Raw genomic sequence first — 20,464 nt, forward strand, 5'->3', positions numbered from 1 at the left:
TGTGCCCCAAAGCGGCAATCTTGACAAGTGTAAGATACGATCTAACACTTGGTTAGATTCGAGGAGGCCATACATGAACACGACGAGTGCCGCCGCCGATCTTGCGAAACGCGCCCCTTTCGTCGGCCCGAGCGAAGACGATGGATACGCGCGTGCCCGGGTTACGGGCACCTTGCCCGAATGGCTGCGCGGCACCTTGGTGCGCACCGCCCCCATGTTCGGGGCCAGCCTGCCGTGGGAGCCCGCCCATTTCTTCGATGCCGTGGCCCTCGTCTTCGGCATCGACGTGGGCGGCCCGGAGATGACCTTGCGCTGGGCGCGCCTCGAAAGCGAAGTGGCGCGTGCCGCCCGCGGAGGGCGCGTTGCCTCCGCGCATTTCAAGACACCCAATGGTCGTGGCTTCCTTCAACGGCTCTTCAACCCCATTCCGAGGGCCACGGACAACACCAACGTCAATGTCGTCCGCATGGGCAGCGATCTGGTGGCGCTCACCGAATCGCCCCATCAGTGGGCGCTCGACCGGGCCACACTCCGCGCGAGCAAACGCCTCACGTACCACGACGATCTCGGTCGCTCGGGCATCATGCTGGCGCATCCCGTCGTCGGAAGCGACGGCGTCACCAACATCGTCTACAGCCTCGGCAAACAGGCCGTGATCAAGCTCTACACGCACGATGCCGACTCGCGCACGCGAAAGCTCCTCGGCGCGTGGAAGACGTCGAATCTGCCGTATATGCACTCCTTCGGTTTGACGGAGCGCACCGGCATCGTCATCGCGCACCCCTTCACGGTGAAGCCGCTGACCATGCTCTGGTCCGACGCGGGCTTCATCGACCATTTCCGCTGGCAACCGGAGCGCGGCACGCGGCTCGTGCTCATCGATCGCGCCGGCGGTCCGGCGCAGACACCACGCGAATACGAGACGGAGGCCTTTTTCGTCTTTCACGTCGCGCACGCGTTCGAGACGGCGGAGGCAACGGTCGTCGACCTCGTCGGCTACGACGATGTCCGAATCATCGAGTCGGCGTCGACCCGCGCGCTTCTCCAGCGCCCTCCCGAGCTTCGCGCCAAACTCCGGCGGCTGTCGATCGACCGGCGCACCGGCCACGTGCGCAACGAGCTACTCTCCGACACGGAGTTCGAGTTCCCGCAGGCAGACACGGAACGCGCCCAGGGCCGGCCGGTGGGCACCATTTTTGGGACCGCCGTGGGGCTCGAGCAAGGCGTGCTGACCGGCGACATCGTGGCCATCGATCCACGCACCGGCGCCGCGCGGAGATTCCACGAGGCCCCGTGGATCTTCGGCGAGCCCGTGTTCGTGGGAAAGCCGGACCGCACGCGCGACGGCGAAGGCGTGCTGCTCGCGGTGGGGTCGCACGAGCACGCCTCGGCCCTGTTCATCCTCGACGCCGACACGCTCGACGTGCTCGCCCGAGCGGAATTCCGCACCCCCCTCCCCTTGGGCCTCCACGGGACCTTCCTTCCATCGTAAACGCGCCGGCAAGAAGCTCTGCTAATCTGACGGCATGCTGTTGGCTCAGATCAGCGACCTTCACATCGGCGCCGCCGGCTCGTCGATGGACGTGCACGCCCATACCGCGGAACACCTGGCGCGCGCCGTCGAGCACTTGAATCGCTTGGATCCGAGCCCCGATGCGATCCTCGTCACGGGCGATTTGGTCGACGCGGGCAGCGCCGCCGAGTACACGCGCCTGGCCACGCTGCTCGCACCGTTGAAGGCGCCGTATTACCTCGTGGCCGGAAACCACGACGACCGTGAAAACTTGCGCGCAGCATTCGCGCACCACGGCTATTTTCCGGCCGAGGGATATCTGCACTACGTCGTCGATCTCGGCCCGCTGCGCGTGGTGGCACTCGATACCAATCTGCCGGGAGAGCCGGGGGGATTGCTCTGCAACGAGCGCCTCGCCTGGCTCGATGCGCGGCTGGGCGAAGAGCCTTTGCGCCCGACGATCGTGATGCAGCACCATCCGCCGTTTCGCACGGGCATGCAGCAAATGGACACGATGATCCTGGACGGCATGGAGGCGATGGCCGACGTCGTTCGCAAGCATCCGCAGGTCGAGCGCATCGTGTGCGGGCATTTGCATCGTCCCATCACGCGCCGCGTGGGTGGCACCTTGGCCATGACGTGCCCCAGCACCGCGCATCAAGTCGAGCTGGATCTTCGCGCGCGCGGCCGGCTTGCCGTGATCAGCGAGCCGCCCGCGTGCCTGCTTCACACCTGGAGCGAAGAGCTCGGGCTGGTGAGCCACACGAGCTACATCGGCGATTTCGGCACGCCGTACGTGATCATTGCGGAGGAAACGGCCCCCGGGCGGGCTGTTCAGATGTAGCAGGTTGCGTTTCCATAGATAATGATTCGGGAGGTGAACCTATGGCGACCGATTCGGAGCGGATTCAATCGTTCGAAGAATTTTGGCCGTATTACGTTGGCGAGCACCGCGATCCACGCTGTCGCGCGCTGCATTACGTGGGGACGACGCTCGTCATCGGCACCGTGGCCACCGCCGCGCTCACGATGAATCCATTGTGGCTTTTGGCGACCCCCGTCGTCGGTTATGGCCCCGCGTGGATCGGTCACTTCTTCATCGAGGGCAATCGCCCCGCGACCTTCAAGTATCCATTGTGGTCGCTGCGTGCCGATTTCAAAATGCTGGGCTTGGCCGTACAGGGGAAAATGGCCGCCGAGGTCGATAGGCTGCAACCATTGTATTCTACATAGATCGAAGCAGCGGGATCGAAAGTGCGGTACACCATGCGGTATGCTACGGGCATCCCATCGCTGCGCGGTCGAATCCCTCCAAGCCTCCCGCCTTCCCGCAAAGGCATCGCTGTTGATCGTGGCGGCCCACCCGGACGATGAGACCATCGGCATCGGCGCGACCCTCGCTGGATGGATCGACGCGGGCTGGCGCGCCCAGGTGCTCCATGTCACCGACGGCGCGCCCCACAACGCGGCGCTTCGATACGAGCTGCGCGAGCGCACCCGCGAAGAGGCCGCCGCCATCCGCCGGGTCGAAATTCAAGATGCACTGCGCGCGGGCGACGTCGATCCCAACGGCGTGCTCCTGCCCGCGATCGGCGTGGCCGATCAGGAGGCCACCCTGCACATGCCCGAAATCGCGCACGCCCTCCAGGAGCACTTTGCCGATCTCGGCACCACGGTGGTCGTCACCCATCCCTACGAGGGCGGTCACCCGGATCACGATGCCACCGCCTTCGCGGTGCATGCCGCCGTCGCGCGATCGCCGTTTCCCATCGCGCTGGCCGAAATGTCCTCGTACCACACGCGGCAAGGCACCTTGGTCACCGCCGCATTTCGGAGCGAGCCTCCGCCGCCCTGTCCTGCGCGGCTCGATGGCGCGCTCGATGCGCAACACCGAGCGCGCAAGCGGCGCATGCTCGATGCGTACCGCACACAGACGAAAATCCTGGAGCCCTTCGGCACCGATGCCGAGCCCTTGCGCTGCGCACCTTCCTACGATTTCACCCGGCCGCCGCACGAAGGAAAGCTCCACTACGAGAGTCTCCCCTTCGATTGGACCGGCACCCGCTGGCGCGAGTTCGCGCGCGAAGCCCTGGCTGCGTTGACGTAGACAGCGACTCAGCGGCGCGGCTGGAACCAGCGTTCGACGCGTGCGAGCAACTTGTCGGCGCCGTCGTACGCGGTTTCCATTTCACGGACCACGGATTCGTCGGCACCATTTTCAGGGGCGGAGGCCTGCAGGATCGCGAGGCGCTGGGCAAGCGCCGCGTGTTGCTGCTCCACCATCGCCAGGATGCGGGGAGAATCGCCTCGCTGGCGCGGATTCGTCTTTTCGACCCGTGTGCGCATGGCTTTCATCCGGGTGTCGAGGTCGCGAACGCCCTCGCGGAGGATCGCCATCCGAACGCTGATCGGAATCTCCTTCGGCTCGGTCGCGTGCGCCGCCTTCGACGCAGCGGCCGAGGTACCCGCAGGAGGGGTAGGATCGGCTTGAGCGGAACGAACAGCCGCAAACGCAGCAACCGCAAGAGCTGCTGAGAAGAAGCGATTTGGAGTGTTCATGGAGGGTTACTCTCCTCAGTGCATCCGATGTGCTCACACGAGTAACCCGTTGCGCTGGAGCGGATGATCAGCTTGCCAGCTGTTCGGTCCGACGGCGCTCGAAGCAGCTCGAGAGGAACGGTTCGGCGTGCCCGAGAAACTCCTCCGCGCGATCCTCATGCCCCAAGAGACCGGCGTCGGGGAGCACCTTCAACTGAGCGCCCCCTCGGAATTGGTCCGCCATGACCTTCGCCTTGGCCAATGGAAAGAGCGTATCCCGGCTACCCCATATAAGGAGCGTGGGCGCTTCGAGGTGACGATGCACCTCCGCGAGGTCGTCGACGACCCTTGGGTCGAAGCGCTGGAGCAACCGCATCTGCCCCTCGAGCACCGGGTGTGCATCGAGCATCGGTTGAACGAACCACTCGCGGAACTCTCCCTCGATGGAGCGCGGATCGGTGAAGAACGAACCGAATGCGCACATCGAATTGCGAAACCATTCCATGCGCAAGCACGCCCCATAGAGGCGGAGTGCCCCGGGGACGATCCGCAAACCTTTCATCGCCGTCTCGATGAGCCATGGGTGATGGCCGGGAATCTCGGTGTTGCCCAGCACCATGCCCGCCACCCGCGCGTCGCCCTTCGCTGCAAGGCGCACCGCGCTGCCGCCGCTGTCGTGCGCCACGTAGGCGAAGCGCGAGAGCCCGAGCTTGTCCACCACCCGCCGCACGGTCTCGGCGTGCTCCATCAAGCCGATGGGCGGATTCGACTCGGACGTCGTGTGGCCGGTCCCCGGCAGGTCGATCAAGTGACACGAGAAGCGCGCCGCGAGGCGAGGCACCAAGTGGCGAAACGTGGCGGCATGCAGTGGCCATCCGTGAACGAAGAGCAGATCCGGCCCTCGCCCGAAACGCCAGTGTGCAATGCGGCTATGCCCTACGTCGATGACGTCGTGGGGTCCTTTTTTCAGGGTTGCGCAAACTGCGCCCAGCTCCTCGGCCATGGTTTCATCCTCCGGTGCTGGGACGATGCGACCTTCGTCCCGATGCGGCAATTACCCGCCGAGGTAAGCGACGCCCTGACGCGATGACGCTAGGCTGGGCGCATGCGCCCCGACATCGGACTTTTCCCCGCGGTTCTTCGCCATTGGCGCGTACGCCGCGGGTGGAGCCAGCTCGATCTGGCCCTGCACGCCAACGTTTCGGCCCGGCACGTGAGCTTTCTCGAAACGGGACGCGCGCAGCCGAGCCGGGATATGGTGCTGCGCCTGGGCGAGACCTTCGATCTGTCGTTGCGCGATCGAAACGCCATGCTGCGCGCCGCGGGTTTCGAGCATGCCTTCGCCGAGCCCGCCTTCGATGGAGGCCTTCCGCCGCCGCTCGCCCAAGCCATCGAGCGCATGTCGGCGCAGCAGGAACCGTATCCGCTGATGGTGTTGAACCGGCAGTACGACGTGCTCCGCGTCAATGAAAGCGCCGGTCGGTTGTTCGGCCTTTTTCTGGCGCATACGGCGCCGGTTTCGCCGGGCGGGTTGAACTTGGTGAAGCTGATGTTCGAGCCGTACATTGCGCAGCATGTGCTCGTCGATTGGGAGCGCACCGCGCGCGAGGCCATTTCACGCATCCACCGCGAGCTGCTCGCACGGCCGAACGATGCGGGCCTCGCTGCGTTGTTGCAATCCCTGCTTGCCCATCCGCACGTCCCGAAGGAGTGGCGCCAACCAGATCTCTCCACACCGAGCGAGCCTATCGTGGTGTTTCGATTGCGCCACGGGGACACCGAGCTAGCGTTTCTCACGACCATCACGGTGTTTCAGGCCCCGCAGAACGTATTGCTCGATGAAATCGTCATCGAGAGCTACTTCCCATTCGACGACCGGACGGCTGCCTTCTGCACCGATCTTGCGCGCGCATAAAAGCAGCGGCGCTGCTATCGTGCGCGGCGGGAACGACAATGCCGAAAAACCCGCGATTCTGGATCATCTTTGGCGCGCTCATCGTCGGAGGCGCCTTCCTCTATGTGCGGTTCAAGAGCCCCCACACCCAGGAAAGCACCGGTGGACCGGCGGCAGATTCGTCCCCGGCGGCAGCCTCTGGGAGCGGAGAATCTCCCGCCAAAGGCAACGCCGTCACCTCCAGCGGGGAGCCGCCGGTGCGGATTTCGGCGCTCAAGCCGCGCTCGGGAAAGCCCCTCGACGAATACGTGAATCCGTTCATCGGCACCGGCGGTGATGGACACACCTACCCCGGCGCCACGGTGCCCTTCGGCATGGTGCAAGTGAGCCCCGAGACGGACGTGCGGCACTTCAAGGAGAGCTGGCCCTGGGCAACGGGCTATCGCTACAGCGATAAGACGATTCTGGGATTCGCGCATACGCACTTCAGCGGCACCGGCCACTCGGACATGGGCGACGTGCTGCTGATGCCCACGGTGGGCACGCTGCAGCTCGATCCCGGAACGCCGGACAATCCCGATGCGGGCTACCGCTCGCGGTTCTCGCACGAAGATGAAAAGGCGAGCCCCGGCTATTACTCGGTGATCCTCAAGGACTCGAACACCAAGGTGGAGCTCACGGCCACGAACCGCGTGGGCATGCACCGCTACACGTTCTCGCAGAACGATCACGCGCACGTCATTTTGGATTTGGTGAGCAGCATTTACAATTACGAGGGCAAAGTATTGCTCTCGCAGCTCCGCGTGGAGAACGATCGCCTGGTGACGGGCATGCGGCAAACGCGCGGGTGGGCGAAAAACCGCACGGTGTACTTCGCCATCGAGTTCTCCAAGCCGTTCGGCTCCTATGGCATCGCCAACGACGCCGAGGAAGAGTACCGAGGCATGGGGCGGCAAGGAAAGCTGCTGGAGAATTACCCCGACGTATCGGGCAAGAAGCTGAAGGCGTATTTCAACTTCGATGTGGCGGCGGGCGATGTCATCCAGGCCAAAGTCTCCATTTCGTCCGTGGGCATCGATGGTGCGTTGAAGAATCTGCGCGCGGAGGCGCCGAATTGGGACTTCGACGGCATCCGCAACGCGGCGAAGGAATCCTGGCGCAACGAGCTATCCCGGATGGACGTGGATGGCGACGACAAGAAAAAGACGATTCTGTACACGTCGCTCTACCACACGATGCTCGCGCCGGTAACGTACATGGATGTCGACCATCGCTACCGCGGGCTCGACCAAGCCATTCATACGGCCGATGGGTATACGAATTACCATATCTTTTCGCTATGGGACACGTTCCGGGCGGAGCATCCGCTGTTTACGATTCTGCAGCCGGAGCGCGATGGCGAGATGATTCGCTCGATGCTGGCGCACCGCGAACAGAGTGTGCACCACATTCTGCCGATCTGGTCGTTCGGCTCCAACGAGACATGGTGCATGATTGGCTACCACGCGGTGCCGGTCATTGCCGATGCATTCCTGAAAGGGATCAAGAACTTCGACGGCAAGGCCGCGTACGAGGCGATGAAGGCCAGTGCGACGTATGCGCCGTACGGCGGATTGGGCGACTACATGAAGTACGGGTACGTGCCCATCGACAAGGAAAAAGAGGGTGCGTCGAAGACGTTGGAATACGCCTACGACGATTGGACCATCGCCCAGGTGGCCAAGGCCATGGGCAAGACGGACGATCAGCAAGAGTTCACCAAGCGCGCGGCGTACTTCCGGCACGTGTACGACAGCGCCACGGGCTTCATGCGCGCGAAGAAGAGCGACGGGCACTTCCGCGAGCCGTTCGACCCGCTGTTTGCGCAGTACGGGAGCGACTACACGGAGGGCAATGCGTGGCAATACTCCTTCTTCGTGCCGCACGACGTGCACGGGCTCATCGAGTTGATGGGCGGCAAGGAGAAGTTCGTCGAGAAGCTCGACAAGCTTTTCACGCTGAAGGCGAGCGACGACAAGTTCAAGCAGGTGGAAGACATCGGCGGCTTGATTGGCCAGTACGCACACGGCAACGAGCCGAGCCAGCACATTGCGTACATGTACAGCTACGCGGGGCAGCCGTGGCGCACGCAGGAGCGAATCCACCAGATCATGTCGACGATGTTCGACGATACGCCGGAGGGCATGAGCGGCAACGAGGACTGCGGGCAGATGTCCGCGTGGTACATCTTCAGCGCGCTCGGCTTCTATCCGGTGAGCCCGGGCAGCCTGGAATACGTGTTCGGCACGCCCACGTTCCCGCGTGCGGCGCTGGACGTGGGCGGCGGCAAGGTGTTCACCGTCACGGCGGAGAACGTCTCCGACACGAACATCTACATCCAATCCGTGACGCTCAACGATCAGCCTTACGACAAGGCCTTCTTGCGCCACGAGGACATCATGAAGGGCGGCACCCTTCGCTTCACCATGGGCCCCCACGCCAACCGCGAATGGGCCACTGCGCCGGCCGCCGCCCCGTACTCGATGAGCAAATAAGGACGCCCCAAGGGGGGCGGCATTCGTCCCGCAGAAGAAGGTAATCGCCAAGACGCCAAGGCCGCCAGGATCGCCAGATGAATCGACAATAAACCTAAAATGAGGGTTTATTGTTGGTTCACCTGGCGATCCTGGCGTCTCTTTTTGGCGTCCTGGCGGTTCTCTTTCTTCTAGCCGCTATTCGGCGGCCGTGGGCGTCGCAGGAAGGGCGGCGATCTCCACCTCGGAGACCGGTTCGACCTTTCCGAGCTCGCTGCCGAAGACGCCTTCCCAACGCGAGATGACCACCGACGCGAGGCCGTTGCCGATGACGTTGATCATGGTGCGGGCCATGTCCATCAACTCGTCGACGGCGAGAAGCATCGCGATGCCGGCCTCCCCGGGGAGACCGAAGCTGGCACAGGTGCCGGCAATGATGACCAACGTCGCACGCGGCACACCGGCCACGCCCTTCGACGTCAGCATGAAGGTCAGCATCATCATCAGCTGCTTGCCCAGCGGCATGTCCACGTGCGCTGCCTGGGCAATCGTCAGGCTGGCCACCACGAGGTAGAGCGTCGACCCGTCGAGGTTGAACGAGTAGCCCGTCGGAATGACGAAGCTCGCCACACGGCGCGGTGCACCGAATTCGACCATGCGCTCCAAAAGGCTGGGAAGCGCCGCCTCGCTCGAGGCCGTCGAAAACGCGGTCAGCGCCGGCTCCTTGACGGCACGCAGGAACTTGCTCAGGCGGATCCCGGCGATGAGCATGATCGGGATGAACACGAAGCAGAACAGCGCGATCAGCGCGAGGTACAGCGTTCCCACCAAGGTCGCGTACTGGCGAACCAAGTAGAACACCGCCGACCAGCCTTTGAGCTCGACCCCGCCAACCTTGTGGCCCGCAGCCATGTGGCTCACGTTGTAAGCCATCGCGCCGAACACGCCGATCGGCGTCAGGCGCATGATGATGTCCGTGTACTTGAACATCACCTTGGCGACGGCGTCGAAGAACTTCAGCACCGGCTTGCCTTGCGGCCCGATGCGCGTGAGCGCGACGCCGAACAAGGTCGCGAAGATGACGACCGGCAGGATGTCGCCGTCGGAGGCGTGCTTGATCAAGTTCGACGGGAACGCGTGCAGCGCAATGTCCCAGCCGCTCAGCGACGCGTTCGCCGGCGCCACACCGTGGGCCGACATATCGAGCGGAAGGTTCTCACCCGGCTTGATCAGATTCGTAATGATCAATCCGAGGACGAGCGCGATGGTGGTGACGACTTCGAAATAGAGAAGCGCCTTGCCGCCCATGCGGCCAACCGACTTCAAGTCACCGGTCTGCGCGATACCGACGATGATCGTCGACACCAGCAAGGGAACGATGAGTCCCTTGATGAGCGAGATGAACGCCTTCGAACAGAAGTGGAAGATGTGATAGACGGTCGGATACTGATCCTGCGGGAAAAACCCGCCCAAAACGATGCCCAGGAACAGCCCGACGAAGATGTAGAACGTACCCGATCGGTACCAGCGTCGCGGTGTGGGCGTATCGACTGCCGCTCCGGCAGAGTGGGCGTGATCCAGCATCGAGTCTCCTCCGTGAAAGGCTGCACCTTATCTCGAGTCGCGGGCACGTGCCGCGGCTTTCATTTGAGTCGGAGTCAGATACGTTTTCTCCTGAAAGATTCATGGATACTGTTTGCGATTGACGCGCGCCGTTTTGTGATGCAAGTGAAAGTCGTTTTCACTTGATCCTCGAGGATGTTCTTATGCGTCGCGCCTATTTTCTCGCGTCTTTCGCTCTTCCGGTGCTCACGTTTTTCGCGTGCGGGGAGGGAGATGGGATCGCCGTCTTCCCTGGACCTCCTGGACATGATGCTTCGCTTCCGCGGGAGGACGCATCCAGTTCCGATGCGGGTGTTCAGGACGGCAACATCGTTGACGCAGGTTATGACGCGGCGGGCGACGGCGGGTGGAAGCCTCCGGTGGCGTGCGGCGCCGCATTGCCGGGACCGCCGCTGGCGCCCAACCTGACCGAGGCCGAGCCCGGGTATGGCGAGCAGCTCGCGCAGACGGAGACGGCGGGGGTGCCCGACCCCTTCGATTACGGCGGGCAGTCCGAGATGATGCGCGCCGTGGTTCACTACATGTTCGAAGAGCCGGCAGATCGCCCCGCAACGGCGACGCGTGCGCAGGCCGCAGAACACGAGAACATGGGGCGCGCGTTTCTCGCCTCCGCGGCGCGCGGCCGCGACGGACGGCTCGACGTTCCCTTTTTGCGACGTGGTTTGCACTACCATTACCCGTGCAGCCGTCCGCTGCCGGCGACGCTCGACGAGCTACGCGCGCGCTACGGCGACTACCGCACGTGGTCCGACGAGACCATCGCGTGCTCGAAGCCAAAAAACGGTCCCCGCCGCATCTTCGCCAACGGCGAAAAAGGCATCTTCGTCGCCGAAACCCTGGTCGACGCCGGCGTGCGCGAGACCGAAGTCATCTTCACGCGCCTCCGCAACGACGGCCAACTCGACTTCGCAGCCTACACCGCCGAGGGCCAACTCACCGACCGCAGCACCTTCGCCACGAACAGCGGCGGCACCATCACCGCCGCCGCGCCGTACATCTGCATGACCTGCCACTTGAACAGCACCAACGGCGGCTTCACGACCCTGCGCCCTACGGGCACCGGCGCGGGATGCAAAGACGCCGGCCCTTGAGATCGTGATCGTCTCACGTGATCGTCTCACGTGATCGTGATCGTGATCGTGATCGTGATCGTGATCGCGCACGCGCTCGTGCTCGAAGAGACAGCGGGAGCGCTTCGCACGGACCGCTTCGTGCACGAGCGCGTGCGCGTGCACGACCACGATCACGTAAGACGATCACGATCACGTAAGACGATCACGATCACGTAAGACGACCACGATCACGTAAGACGATCACGATCACGTAAGACGATCTGGTGACACGATCACATTACGGAATGACGAAATCCCGTACGACCGCCATGTGCTGCATGTTCGTCGCGCCGCTGTCGCTCGAGCGGACCGGCGAAACGCTGGAAAGCGGCGTAAAAACGCGTGAATCGAACACGAGGCCATTGGCGAACGAGGCGCTGCCGATCGTCACGGATGTAGCAAGGTTGTTCAATTTGCCATTGGCCAGAACCCAGTCGTACGGCTTGCTGCGGCTCGCATTCGTGTTCGCGTTGCCGGAAGCATCCGCAGGATACGGACCCGAAGTGACGAACACCGAGGAGAACTTCCCGATGGCTGCTTCCGTGCGGCTGCTCGTATTGAAATCGCCGCCGATGGCCACGTAATCCGTCGAGGGCACGTTGTTCTTGATGAACGACACCAAGGCGGTGGCCTCCGTCTCACGGGTCGCCGCGCTCGACGTCAGCAGGTGCACGCTGATGGCCCAGAGATCGGCGGTGCCCGGGATATCGATGCGCGCCCAGGCGAACTCTCGATTGCTCACCTGCGGATCGTCCCATGCGCCCGCGGACTTGATCGGATATCGGCTCACGATGCCATTGGGAATCTGCTTGCTGCCGCCCTCGCGAAAATAAGAAAACGAGGTACCGAACGCGGTGTTCACGAAGCTTCGAATGTCCGCCGACGAATTGGAGCCGTAATTGAACTCCTGAAGCATCGCGATGTCGGGGTCGAGTCCCTGGAAAATGCGCGTCCCCTCGCCCGGCGTGTACGACTGCGCATTCCCGCTGGTGATGTTCGCACCCATGATTCGGATGCGGGTGCCCGCGAGGCTCGAGGCAACTGCGGACTCCGACCCATCTCCACATACATCGTCGCTACATGCACCGTCGTCACCAGCACATGCGATCGCGGTGCTCGCGAGAAGCAGGAGAAGTCCAGCCCGCATAATTTTTTCTAATAATTTCGCCCGTTCCGCCCCTGTTCGGTCCGTCAGCATGGGACCGAACCGTGGCGCAGTCTGCCTGATGCTGCAACGACAACTTTCGAAACTGGCCCTTTTGTGCGCCCATTCTACGGAAAGCTGCCGAAAGCTGCGCCGTTGATGCGCGCGCCGGCCCACTGGGCGTGGCCTATTTCAAATTAGCAAACCGGGCTCAATCGCGACTTCAAAGCACCACACCGCAACCTCGAGCGATTTGCGCACATCGTATTCGCCGGACGATCTCGCGAAAATGCCACACCAATCGCGATTTTTCGTGTTTTTCGCATTTTCGTACGGACTCGTCCATTGCCGTCGGAGCCGAGCCACTTAGGTTTTCATTCGTGCGGGGGGACGCACGCATAACGCGATGGGTGCAAAACATCTTTGGATATCGTTGGCGGCCTGCCTGGCCGGCCTTTCGGCTTGCTCATCCGACGCATGGGATCATGCGGCGGCGGATGAAATCGCCGGTAGCGCCAGCGCGCCGATCATCAACGGGGTGAACGACACGACGCACGGCGCGGTCGTGACCGTTTACAACGAGCAGGGCAAAAGCGCGATGCTCTGCAGTGGAACGGTCATCCACGTCGATGCAGAAAGCCGCGTGGGGTATGTCCTCACCGCCGGCCACTGCGCCGCCATTCCGCCGAAGTACGTTTACGTCGGCGACGATTTCCATGCGCGCGCGACGTTGCGTTACGAGGCCATCGACGTGCGCAAGCACCCGCTTCACGACGGCAGCGTAACATCGTCGTACGACTTCGCGATCGTGCGGTTTGCAGGTGCCGAGGCCAGCACGCCGACGATGCCCATTCTGACGCCCGAGCAGGACAAGCTCGCCGAAAAGAGCGTCGTCACCTGCGTCGGCTTCGGCCACACGAATGCACCGCCCGAGTCGAGCGACAACACCGTGCGACAGAGCATCGACCGCAGCCTGAACGCGGTGAGCCCGACCAAATTGTCGTATTCGATTTCCAATGGCGGCATTTGCAACGGCGACAGCGGCGGTCCGGCGCTCATCAGCGTCGACAATACGGAATACGTTGCCGGCGTGCACTCGTACGTCACCGGCAATTGCGATGGCGTCGGGGTGAGCGGTCGCATTTCGGCCGCCTTCGAGTGGGTCCAATCCATCGTGACGGAACCCGCCCCCGCCGATTCGTGCGAGCTTTGCGCCAAGCGCGAGGCCTCCGGCACCGGGGCCTGCCGCAAGATGGAGCAGGCATGCCTCGCCGATGCGCAATGCGGAAACTACGCGCGCTGCATCACGGCCTGCTCGAACGACAGCTGCCGCACGGCATGCGAGAACAAGTACCCGCTCGGCGTGGGACCTTACAACGCCAGCAAGCAGTGCGCATGCACCTCCGAGGTTTGCGCGAACGTCTGCGCCGGGTCGACCATGTGCGCGGCCACACCGGCATGCGGATATGCGGGCGCCTCGTCGGTGGGCAATGCGTGTGCAACCTGCACCGACTCCGCGTGCTGCAGCGAGCTCGCCGCGTGTGCGGCCGATGGCACCTGCTACGACTGCCTCCAAAAGGACGATGCCCCGGCGGCCTGCGCGACCAATGCGAAGCGCGTCGCCCTCGCGCACTGTCGTGAGCGGTCGTGTGCGCCCAGTTGCGACATGGAAAATGCAGCGTGGGCCGCGACCGAAAGCGGCGAAATGAACCCGCTCAGCACCTTCGGCCCCGTCTCGGGCGGCGGTTGCGCAATGTCGCCCACACCGGGCAATGCGGCGGGGCCCGCCTCCGTTGCCGCGACTTTGGGCGTGGTCCTCGGAATGTTCCTTCGTCGGCGGCGCCGGAGCGTGCGATGATTCGCTCGCAAAAATGGCAGCTAACGCAACAGTCGATGGCGTCCGACGTTGGACGTGGCACCTCGCTCGTTTTCTGACACCCGCCGTTCTCGCATGCGCCTGTGGTCCGAGTGCCAAGAGCCCGCCACAAGCCGGCTCGGAAACGCGCACCACGCAATCGACGGGCCCCTCGCACCGTGTGGTCGTCAGCTTCGTCGTCGATCAGTTCGCCGCCTGGATTGCGGCCGAGCGCCTTCCGCTGTTGCCCGAAACCGGGGGCTTTGCGCGGCTTCGGCGTGAAGGAACGTGGGTGCAGCGACTGCGGTACGCGCACGCGGTGACCGACACGGCCCCGGGCCACGCGGCGCTGTACACGGGCGCGATGCCGCGCGATTCGGGCATCTTCGGCAATGAGGTGCCCGATGCCGACGGCAAACGGGTGACCATCCTGCTCGACCCGAGCGTGCGGGCCATTGGCACGGAGGGTCCGGGCAAATCGCCCTCCTCGTCGATCGCGCGCTTGCGCGTCGAGACGGTGGCCGACTCGTTCCGCGCGGCCAACCCCAATGCCCTCATCGTCAGCATCTCGCTCAAGGATCGCGGCGCCATCTTCGGCGGCGGACGGCGGCCCACGGCCACGCTTTGGTACGACTCCGCCACCGACCGCATGGTGACGTCGACGGGGTTCGCCCAGAGCTTTCCCGCCTGGGCGGCCAAAGGAAGCTCGACGGAGGCCATGAAGGCCATCCGCGCGCCCCGCTGGGACCTGCTCGATGCCGAATTCACGCGCACGCACGCCGCAGGCCCCGACGCGCAGCCCGGCGAGGGCGATGCCCCCGGCTTCGGTATCACCTTTCCGCACGAGCCGTCGCAGGCCAAAGCGCCGGCGGCCGGTATTCGCCTTTCGCCCAATACCGATCAAGCGCTGCTCGATTTGGGGCTCGCCGCGCTCGATGCGGAAAATGCCAAATCGCGCGATACGCTATTGGCCATTTCGCTTTCGACACCGGATTACATCGGCCACGTGTTCGGGCCCGATTCGTGGGAAGCGTGGGACGAGTTGCAACGGATCGATCGGGCGCTCGCCGCGTTTTTCTCGGAGCTCGACAAGCGGTTCGGGGCCGATGGCTACGCCGTGATCCTCGCCGCGGATCATGGCGGCGTCTCCCTTCCCGAGTTGCCGACGGAGGCGCGCACGTGGTGCAAGCCCGGTGCGAAGCCGGATCGTTTCGAGCGCCCCTGCAAAGCGGGCGAGCGGCTCTTGCCGGACGACCTCACGCGCGAGCTGGCCAACGCGACGCAACAGGCGCTCGGTGAGGGCGGGTGGATCCAAGGCGTGGCCGACCCGTACGTATTTCTCACGGCGAAGGGCCGCCAGCTCCTTACCGCACCCACGCCGTCGTCGTCGCCGTCGGCTTCGGCAGCCGCCGCGGATTCCGTCGCCAAGGAGCGTACGCGCGCCGACAAGCTCCGCGAGACCATCAAGAAGACGCTGCTCGCGCACCCGGGCGTGCTCTCCGTGCGCGAAAGCGCCGAGTTGCGCCGAAGCGGCGGGAGCGATCCCATCGACGAGCTGGTGGCCAACTCCATCCCGCCGGAGGCCGGCGAGTTCTACGTCGTTCCGCGCAATGGGAGCTTCTTCGACCCGTCGCAGGTCGTGGGATACGGCTCCAGCCACGGCACGCCCTACCTCTACGACCGCACCGTACCGCTCTTGGTGCGAGCCCCCAAACGCGTTCGGGCCGGTGTCGTGAAGGAGGAACCGATTCCATTCGGGGCGTATGCTCGTACCCTCGCCGATCTCCTCGGCGTGCCGCCGCCGTCCGCTGCCACCAAGGCACCTTCCCTCGCCAAAGGACCATGACGCCGCACGAGACTCCTCGGGACATTCCCCACTTCGAGGGGATGATTGTCGGCGGCAAATACGTCGTATTGCATTTCATCGGCGCCGGCGGCATGGGCACGGTCTGGGCGGGCACGCATCGCACCTTGGGCACGCGCGTGGCCATCAAGTTCATTCGCGAGGAGCACGTCACCAACCCCGACTCGCGCCGCCGTTTCGAAATCGAAGCCCGCGCCGCGGCGCGCCTTCAGAGCCAGCACGCGGTACACGTCTACGACTACGGCGTCACCGCCGATGGATTCCCTTACATCGTCATGGAGTACCTCCAGGGAGAATCGCTCTCGGAGCTCATCATCCGCGAGGGGCCCGTCGCGCCGCGCGAGGCGGCGAACATCATTCGACAGGCCGCGGTCGCCTTGGATCGCGCGCACGCTGCAGGCATCGTTCATCGCGATTTGAAGCCGGACAACATTTTCCTCACCACGAGCGCGGAAGCCATCGGCAGCGAATATCCGTACGTGGTCAAATTGGTCGACTTCGGAATTGCGAAAATCTTCGAAGAGCCCATTCGCACGGATCGTGCGCCCGTGCCCATGGGAGGGCCGACGCAGGAGGGCGCGGTCATCGGCACACCGAATTTCATGAGCCCGGAGCAGCTCACCTCGGGCGGCATGCCCGGTGTGCTCACGGATCTGTGGTCCCTCGGCGCGAGCACGTTTGCCGCGCTGACGGCGCGCATTCCCTTCGAGGGCGAAGTGCTCGGCGACATCGTGCTCAAGGTCTGCGCGGAGCCGATGCCCGTGCCCTCGGAGGTGAATCCCAACGTGCCGCCCGGCTTCGATGCGTGGTTCGCCAAGGCGTGCGCGCGCGAACCGCACCTGCGCTTTCAAAGTGCCGCGGAGATGTCGCGGGCGCTCGATCAGGTGTGCGGCCTGAGTGCCCCGGCGCCCGCCGCCGCGCAGCTCCTACGCGACGAGCAGGTGCAGTATGCCTTGAAGCCCGCGAGCCCCGAGGCGCTCGCTGCCCTGGCGGAGCTCGATGAACCGCGATCCATGTCGCCGCGGACGGCGCTTTTGGCCGGGCTGGTGCTCGGCGTGGCCGTGATGATCGGCGTGGCAGGCTTCATCGCGTACCGCGACAAAGTTGCAAGTGAGACGCAGGAGCAACTTCGCAATCCGCCGGCCGCCGACGCCGGGCGGCGCTGAATGGTCCACCCGAAGGCGTCAAATTGGACCTGGTGAAGACACCGCGCATGCCTCAAACAGGGGCCATGTCCCATCGATTCTCGTTTCTCCTGGAAATCCCCGCCGCATCGCCCGAGGAAGCGCACCGGCATTTCGCGAGCAAGCTCGCCTTCGAGACCGATCCGGCCGACGTCCATCTGGACCTCGAACGCAAAACGGCGGACTTCACCTTGGTCGACGTGCGCAGCGCCGAGGCGTACGCGGACATGCACATTCCCGGCGCCATCCACATCACCGCGCGCGGCATCCACGAAAGCTCGGTGGCACCGCTGCGCGGCAAGCTCGTCGTCGTGTATTGCTGGAGCATCTCCTGCAATGGCTCCACGCGCGCGGCGGCGAAGCTGAGTGCGCTCGGGATCCAGGTCAAAGAGATGATTGGCGGTCTCGATGCATGGGTCCGGGAGGGATACCCGGTCGAAGGCCGATTGCCCCAGGGCACCTCCTTCGACGATTATTTGCGTAAGCACCACGCATGAATCCTCGCATCGCATTCGCCACCTTCGAAAAGATGCCCGTGCTCGACCCGGACGACGTCGTCGCCGCGGCCGCATTGCAGGCGCGGGGTGCGGCGGTGGAAGCCGCGGTGTGGAGCGATTCGCGGGTGCGGTGGCGCGATTTCGACGCCGTCGCGCTCCGTTCGACGTGGGATTACCACCATCGCCCGACGGAGTTCGTCGCGTGGCTGCAAGGACTCGCGGCGGACGGCGTCCACGTGTGCAATCCGGTGGAAACCGTACTCTGGAACATGGATAAGCGTTACCTCCTCGAGCTTTCGGCGAAGGGCGTTCCCATCGTTCCGACCCGCTGGATCGAGCAGGGAGAGAACGCCTCGCTCGACGACGTGCTGCGCGAGCAAGGATGGTCGAATGCGGTGGTCAAGCCCGCCGTATCCGTCAATTCCTTCGGGACGTTCCGCACGTCACTCGCCGAGGCGCCGAAGCGGCAGCTGGAATTGGGCCGGCTGCTCGAAGAATCGGGGGTGCTGGTGCAGCCCTTCGTGCGGGAGATCGTCGACGACGGCGAGTGGTCGCTCCTTTTCTTCGACGGGGAATTCTCGCACGCGCTGGTCAAACGCCCCGCGCAGAACGACTTTCGCACGCAGTCGAACTTCGGCGGCAAGCACACACGAACCGCGCCCTCGGAGAGCCTCGTACGCCAAGGCCGCAGCGTGCTCGACGCCATTCTCGCGCGCCCGGTCTATGCGCGCGTCGACGGCGTGGTGGTAGGCGGCCAATTCCAATTGATGGAGCTCGAGCTCATCGAACCCAGCTTGTACTTGGACGGCGATGTCGCTGCCGCGGAGCGGTTCGCCGGCGCCCTGCTTCAATCGATGCGCGAGCACCCCCGTTGACGCGGCGCTCGACCGCCCCCCTCGTGTCGATTCACGTGGCCCGGGCGGGGGCCGGTTCGATTGCCCAAGCGCTGCGGGAGGCCATCGCACGCGGAAGCCTTCCGCCCGGCTCCCGCCTTCCCGCCACCCGCACCTTGGCGAGCGATCTCGGCGTCTCGCGCACCACCGTGGAAGCCGCCTTCGCGCAGCTCGATTCCGAAGGCCTTCTCGTCCGCCGCGTCGGCGTCGGCACCTTCGTCGCCCCCACCGCCTCGCGCGACGTCAGTCCCCTTCCCGGAAAAGGCCAATCCCACGAGGCGGCGCCACCACCGCTCTCCACCCGAGGCCGCGCCCTCGTCGATCAAGGCCGCGAGAACGCCACCACCCTCACGCGCGCCTTCACCCCGTGCATCCCGAACCTGGACGCCTTCCCCTTCGGCATCTGGAATCGCCTCCTCGCGCGGCGCGCGAAGTCCTCCGGCCCCGCCTTGGCCGGCGCCATCGACCCCGCCGGACTTCCCGCGCTCCGCGAAGCCGTCGCCGCCTACGCAGGATCGCACCGCGGCGTGCGTTGCACGTACCGGCATGTGCTCATCGCCTCCAGCACGCAGCAGGTGCTCGACCTCTGCGCGCGCGTCCTTCTCGACCCCGGTGACGCGGTCTGGATGGAGGAACCCGGCTACCTCGGCGCACGCAGCGCCTTTCGCGCCGGTGGAGCGGACCTGGTGCCCGTTCCCGTCGACGCCGATGGCCTATCCGTCGATGCGGGCATCGCACGCGCCCCGCATGCGCGCCTCGCCTACGTGACGCCTTCGTTTCAGTATCCGCTCGGCGTGACCATGGGCAGTGCACGCCGTCGGGCCCTTCTCGCGTGGGCACGCGACGCTGGGGCGTGGATCTTCGAGGACGACTACGACAGCGAATTCCGCTTCGCCGGGCGACCGCTCGCCGCCATCCAGGGCACCGATGCGCACGCGCACGTGCTCTACGCGGGCACCTTCAACAAGGTCATGTTCCCGTCCTTGCGGCTCGCGTACCTCATCGCACCGGTGGACGTCATCGACGCCCTCGTCCTGGCGCGCCTCGCGAGCGATGGCCCGCCGCCGGCGCTGCTCCAAGCCACGATGGCCGACTTCATCTCCGAGGGCCACTTCGCGGCGCACATTCGCGCGACACGGACGCTTTGCGAGGAACGACGCGACACCTTGCTCGACAGCGTTTCGCGCGAGCTCCAAGGCACCCTGACCGTCGACCGAACCGAGAACGGCATGCATTGCGTCGGCTGGCTTCCGCGCGGCGAAAACGACGCCACGGTGAGCCACCGCGTGCACGAGCATGGGCTCGATCTGCCGCCCCTATCGCGGTACTTCCTCGAGTCTTCGCGTGCGGCGCGCCCCGCCTTGCTGGTGAGCTACGCCGCCGCCAGCCCCGCCGAAATCCGCGCCGGCATACGTCTTCTAGCTACGCTGCTCTAGAAGAGGACTATGCCGCCTGCACCATCCGTTTCTTCAACTCGACCCTCATCGTGTCGAAGCTGGGGGCATCCATTCCGCGCGCGCGGCGCAGAAGGAAGTACGCATGATGCACTTCGGCGTCGTCCGGCGAAGAGCTCGTGCCATCGAGCTTGTTGCGGTCGGTTGCGATGGCAACGGCCGCTTCGAGCTCGTCTCCGTTCGCCGCGTCCAAGTACGCGTGCGCTTCGTCGAGGGTCAACGTATCGATGGTGCTGATGGTGGGGATTTTCATCCATTCACCCGGATAACCGTGCGAACGAGGTTCGCGCGGGTTGAGGATCCTCTTGGGATCGGTTGCTACAAAAAGAGCCGCCTGAGCATCATCGTTGCTTCGCAAGCCCGATGCCGTCGAACGACCC

18 protein-coding genes are annotated in these 20,464 nt (G+C 64.5%); 13 read left to right on the forward strand and 5 right to left on the reverse strand.

Annotated features, from left to right (window positions below):
• The first annotated feature begins 73 nt into the window (after window positions 1–73).
• Genes LZC95_41940 through LZC95_41955 form a run of 4 tightly spaced genes read left to right on the forward strand, consistent with a single transcriptional unit; the run spans window position 74 to window position 3,620 of the window.
• Window positions 74–1,492 carry a carotenoid oxygenase family protein gene (locus LZC95_41940; protein WXA93001.1) on the forward strand — a complete coding sequence of 473 codons (1,419 nt, stop codon included), beginning with the start codon at window positions 74–76 and terminating at the stop codon, window positions 1,490–1,492.
• A gap of 34 nt (window positions 1,493–1,526) precedes the next feature.
• Entirely contained in the window at window positions 1,527–2,357 is an 831-nt protein-coding gene (locus LZC95_41945; protein WXA93002.1) for a phosphodiesterase, read from the forward strand.
• Between the two features lie 41 nt (window positions 2,358–2,398).
• Complete coding sequence (locus LZC95_41950; protein WXA93003.1) at window positions 2,399–2,746, forward strand: DUF962 domain-containing protein; 348 nt, start codon at window positions 2,399–2,401, stop codon at window positions 2,744–2,746.
• A 40-nt stretch (window positions 2,747–2,786) separates the two neighbouring features.
• Window positions 2,787–3,620: a PIG-L family deacetylase gene (locus LZC95_41955; protein WXA93004.1), complete on the forward strand. Its 834-nt coding sequence runs from the start codon at window positions 2,787–2,789 to the stop codon at window positions 3,618–3,620.
• Between the two features lie 8 nt (window positions 3,621–3,628).
• On the opposite strand, the gene LZC95_41960 is transcribed toward LZC95_41955, so the two are convergent.
• Complete coding sequence (locus tag LZC95_41960) at window positions 3,629–3,859, reverse strand: hypothetical protein (protein ID WXA93005.1); 231 nt, start codon at window positions 3,857–3,859, stop codon at window positions 3,629–3,631.
• Window positions 3,860–4,139: 280 nt separating this feature from the next.
• Window positions 4,140–5,054, reverse strand: coding sequence for an alpha/beta hydrolase (locus LZC95_41965; protein WXA93006.1), 915 nt, complete (start codon window positions 5,052–5,054; stop codon window positions 4,140–4,142).
• 102 nt (window positions 5,055–5,156) lie between these two features.
• On the opposite strand from LZC95_41965, the gene LZC95_41970 reads away from it, so the two are divergent.
• Window positions 5,157–5,966, forward strand: a complete 810-nt coding sequence (locus tag LZC95_41970; GenBank protein WXA93007.1) for a helix-turn-helix transcriptional regulator — start codon at window positions 5,157–5,159, stop codon at window positions 5,964–5,966.
• 38 nt (window positions 5,967–6,004) lie between these two features.
• Entirely contained in the window at window positions 6,005–8,479 is a 2,475-nt protein-coding gene (locus LZC95_41975; GenBank protein WXA93008.1) for a GH92 family glycosyl hydrolase, read from the forward strand.
• A gap of 177 nt (window positions 8,480–8,656) precedes the next feature.
• On the opposite strand, the gene LZC95_41980 is transcribed toward LZC95_41975, so the two are convergent.
• Entirely contained in the window at window positions 8,657–10,042 is a 1,386-nt protein-coding gene (locus LZC95_41980) for a cation:dicarboxylase symporter family transporter (GenBank protein WXA93009.1), read from the reverse strand.
• Between the two features lie 182 nt (window positions 10,043–10,224).
• Between LZC95_41980 and LZC95_41985 the strand changes: the two genes are divergently transcribed.
• Window positions 10,225–11,172 (forward strand): hypothetical protein, encoded by a 948-nt coding sequence (locus LZC95_41985; protein ID WXA93010.1) that lies wholly within the window; start codon window positions 10,225–10,227, stop codon window positions 11,170–11,172.
• 259 nt (window positions 11,173–11,431) lie between these two features.
• Here the strand turns inward: LZC95_41985 and LZC95_41990 are convergent, their stop codons facing one another.
• Window positions 11,432–12,199: an endonuclease/exonuclease/phosphatase family protein gene (locus LZC95_41990; protein WXA93011.1), complete on the reverse strand. Its 768-nt coding sequence runs from the start codon at window positions 12,197–12,199 to the stop codon at window positions 11,432–11,434.
• A gap of 544 nt (window positions 12,200–12,743) precedes the next feature.
• Between LZC95_41990 and LZC95_41995 the strand changes: the two genes are divergently transcribed.
• The 6 genes from LZC95_41995 to LZC95_42020 all read left to right on the forward strand — a co-directional run bounded on the left by LZC95_41995 (window position 12,744) and on the right by LZC95_42020 (window position 20,066).
• Window positions 12,744–14,195 (forward strand): trypsin-like serine protease, encoded by a 1,452-nt coding sequence (locus tag LZC95_41995; GenBank protein ID WXA93012.1) that lies wholly within the window; start codon window positions 12,744–12,746, stop codon window positions 14,193–14,195.
• Between the two features lie 13 nt (window positions 14,196–14,208).
• Window positions 14,209–16,038: an alkaline phosphatase family protein gene (locus LZC95_42000; protein ID WXA93013.1), complete on the forward strand. Its 1,830-nt coding sequence runs from the start codon at window positions 14,209–14,211 to the stop codon at window positions 16,036–16,038.
• Complete coding sequence (locus LZC95_42005) at window positions 16,035–17,222, forward strand: serine/threonine protein kinase (GenBank protein WXA93014.1); 1,188 nt, start codon at window positions 16,035–16,037, stop codon at window positions 17,220–17,222. The genes LZC95_42000 and LZC95_42005 overlap by 4 nt, the downstream gene beginning before the upstream one ends.
• Window positions 17,223–17,287: 65 nt before the next feature.
• Window positions 17,288–17,737, forward strand: a complete 450-nt coding sequence (locus LZC95_42010; GenBank protein ID WXA93015.1) for a rhodanese-like domain-containing protein — start codon at window positions 17,288–17,290, stop codon at window positions 17,735–17,737.
• Window positions 17,734–18,612, forward strand: coding sequence for a hypothetical protein (locus LZC95_42015; protein WXA93016.1), 879 nt, complete (start codon window positions 17,734–17,736; stop codon window positions 18,610–18,612). The genes LZC95_42010 and LZC95_42015 overlap by 4 nt, the downstream gene beginning before the upstream one ends.
• Entirely contained in the window at window positions 18,609–20,066 is a 1,458-nt protein-coding gene (locus LZC95_42020) for a PLP-dependent aminotransferase family protein (protein ID WXA93017.1), read from the forward strand. Before LZC95_42015 ends, LZC95_42020 begins: the two co-directional genes overlap by 4 nt.
• 7 nt (window positions 20,067–20,073) lie before the next feature.
• On the opposite strand, the gene LZC95_42025 is transcribed toward LZC95_42020, so the two are convergent.
• The gene (locus tag LZC95_42025; protein ID WXA93018.1) at window positions 20,074–20,337 is read right to left on the reverse strand and encodes a hypothetical protein; all 264 of its coding nucleotides are present in this window, start codon (window positions 20,335–20,337) and stop codon (window positions 20,074–20,076) included.
• Window positions 20,338–20,464 lie beyond the last annotated feature (127 nt).

The organism is Sorangiineae bacterium MSr12523 (assembly GCA_037157775.1).
Classification (GTDB): Bacteria; Myxococcota_A; Polyangia; order Polyangiales; family Polyangiaceae; genus Pendulispora; species Pendulispora brunnea.

What these genes read in the sequence shown, in the direction of transcription:
- LZC95_41950 (WXA93003.1), top strand. Translation starts at nt 2,399, where the DNA reads ATGGCGACCGATTCGGAGCGGATTCAATCGTTCGAAGAATTTTGGCCG.
- LZC95_42000 (WXA93013.1), top strand. Translation starts at nt 14,209, where the DNA reads ATGGCAGCTAACGCAACAGTCGATGGCGTCCGACGTTGGACGTGGCAC.
- LZC95_41945 (WXA93002.1), top strand. Translation starts at nt 1,527, where the DNA reads ATGCTGTTGGCTCAGATCAGCGACCTTCACATCGGCGCCGCCGGCTCG.
- LZC95_41975 (WXA93008.1), top strand. Translation starts at nt 6,005, where the DNA reads ATGCCGAAAAACCCGCGATTCTGGATCATCTTTGGCGCGCTCATCGTC.
- LZC95_41995 (WXA93012.1), top strand. Translation starts at nt 12,744, where the DNA reads ATGGGTGCAAAACATCTTTGGATATCGTTGGCGGCCTGCCTGGCCGGC.
- LZC95_41940 (WXA93001.1), top strand. Translation starts at nt 74, where the DNA reads ATGAACACGACGAGTGCCGCCGCCGATCTTGCGAAACGCGCCCCTTTC.
- LZC95_42010 (WXA93015.1), top strand. Translation starts at nt 17,288, where the DNA reads ATGTCCCATCGATTCTCGTTTCTCCTGGAAATCCCCGCCGCATCGCCC.
- LZC95_41970 (WXA93007.1), top strand. Translation starts at nt 5,157, where the DNA reads ATGCGCCCCGACATCGGACTTTTCCCCGCGGTTCTTCGCCATTGGCGC.
- LZC95_41955 (WXA93004.1), top strand. Translation starts at nt 2,787, where the DNA reads ATGCTACGGGCATCCCATCGCTGCGCGGTCGAATCCCTCCAAGCCTCC.
- LZC95_41960 (WXA93005.1), bottom strand. Translation starts at nt 3,859, where the DNA reads ATGCGCACACGGGTCGAAAAGACGAATCCGCGCCAGCGAGGCGATTCT.
- LZC95_41965 (WXA93006.1), bottom strand. Translation starts at nt 5,054, where the DNA reads ATGGCCGAGGAGCTGGGCGCAGTTTGCGCAACCCTGAAAAAAGGACCC.
- LZC95_41985 (WXA93010.1), top strand. Translation starts at nt 10,225, where the DNA reads ATGCGTCGCGCCTATTTTCTCGCGTCTTTCGCTCTTCCGGTGCTCACG.
- LZC95_42015 (WXA93016.1), top strand. Translation starts at nt 17,734, where the DNA reads ATGAATCCTCGCATCGCATTCGCCACCTTCGAAAAGATGCCCGTGCTC.
- LZC95_42025 (WXA93018.1), bottom strand. Translation starts at nt 20,337, where the DNA reads ATGAAAATCCCCACCATCAGCACCATCGATACGTTGACCCTCGACGAA.
- LZC95_41990 (WXA93011.1), bottom strand. Translation starts at nt 12,199, where the DNA reads ATGGGTGCGAACATCACCAGCGGGAATGCGCAGTCGTACACGCCGGGC.
- LZC95_42005 (WXA93014.1), top strand. Translation starts at nt 16,035, where the DNA reads ATGACGCCGCACGAGACTCCTCGGGACATTCCCCACTTCGAGGGGATG.
- LZC95_41980 (WXA93009.1), bottom strand. Translation starts at nt 10,042, where the DNA reads ATGCTGGATCACGCCCACTCTGCCGGAGCGGCAGTCGATACGCCCACA.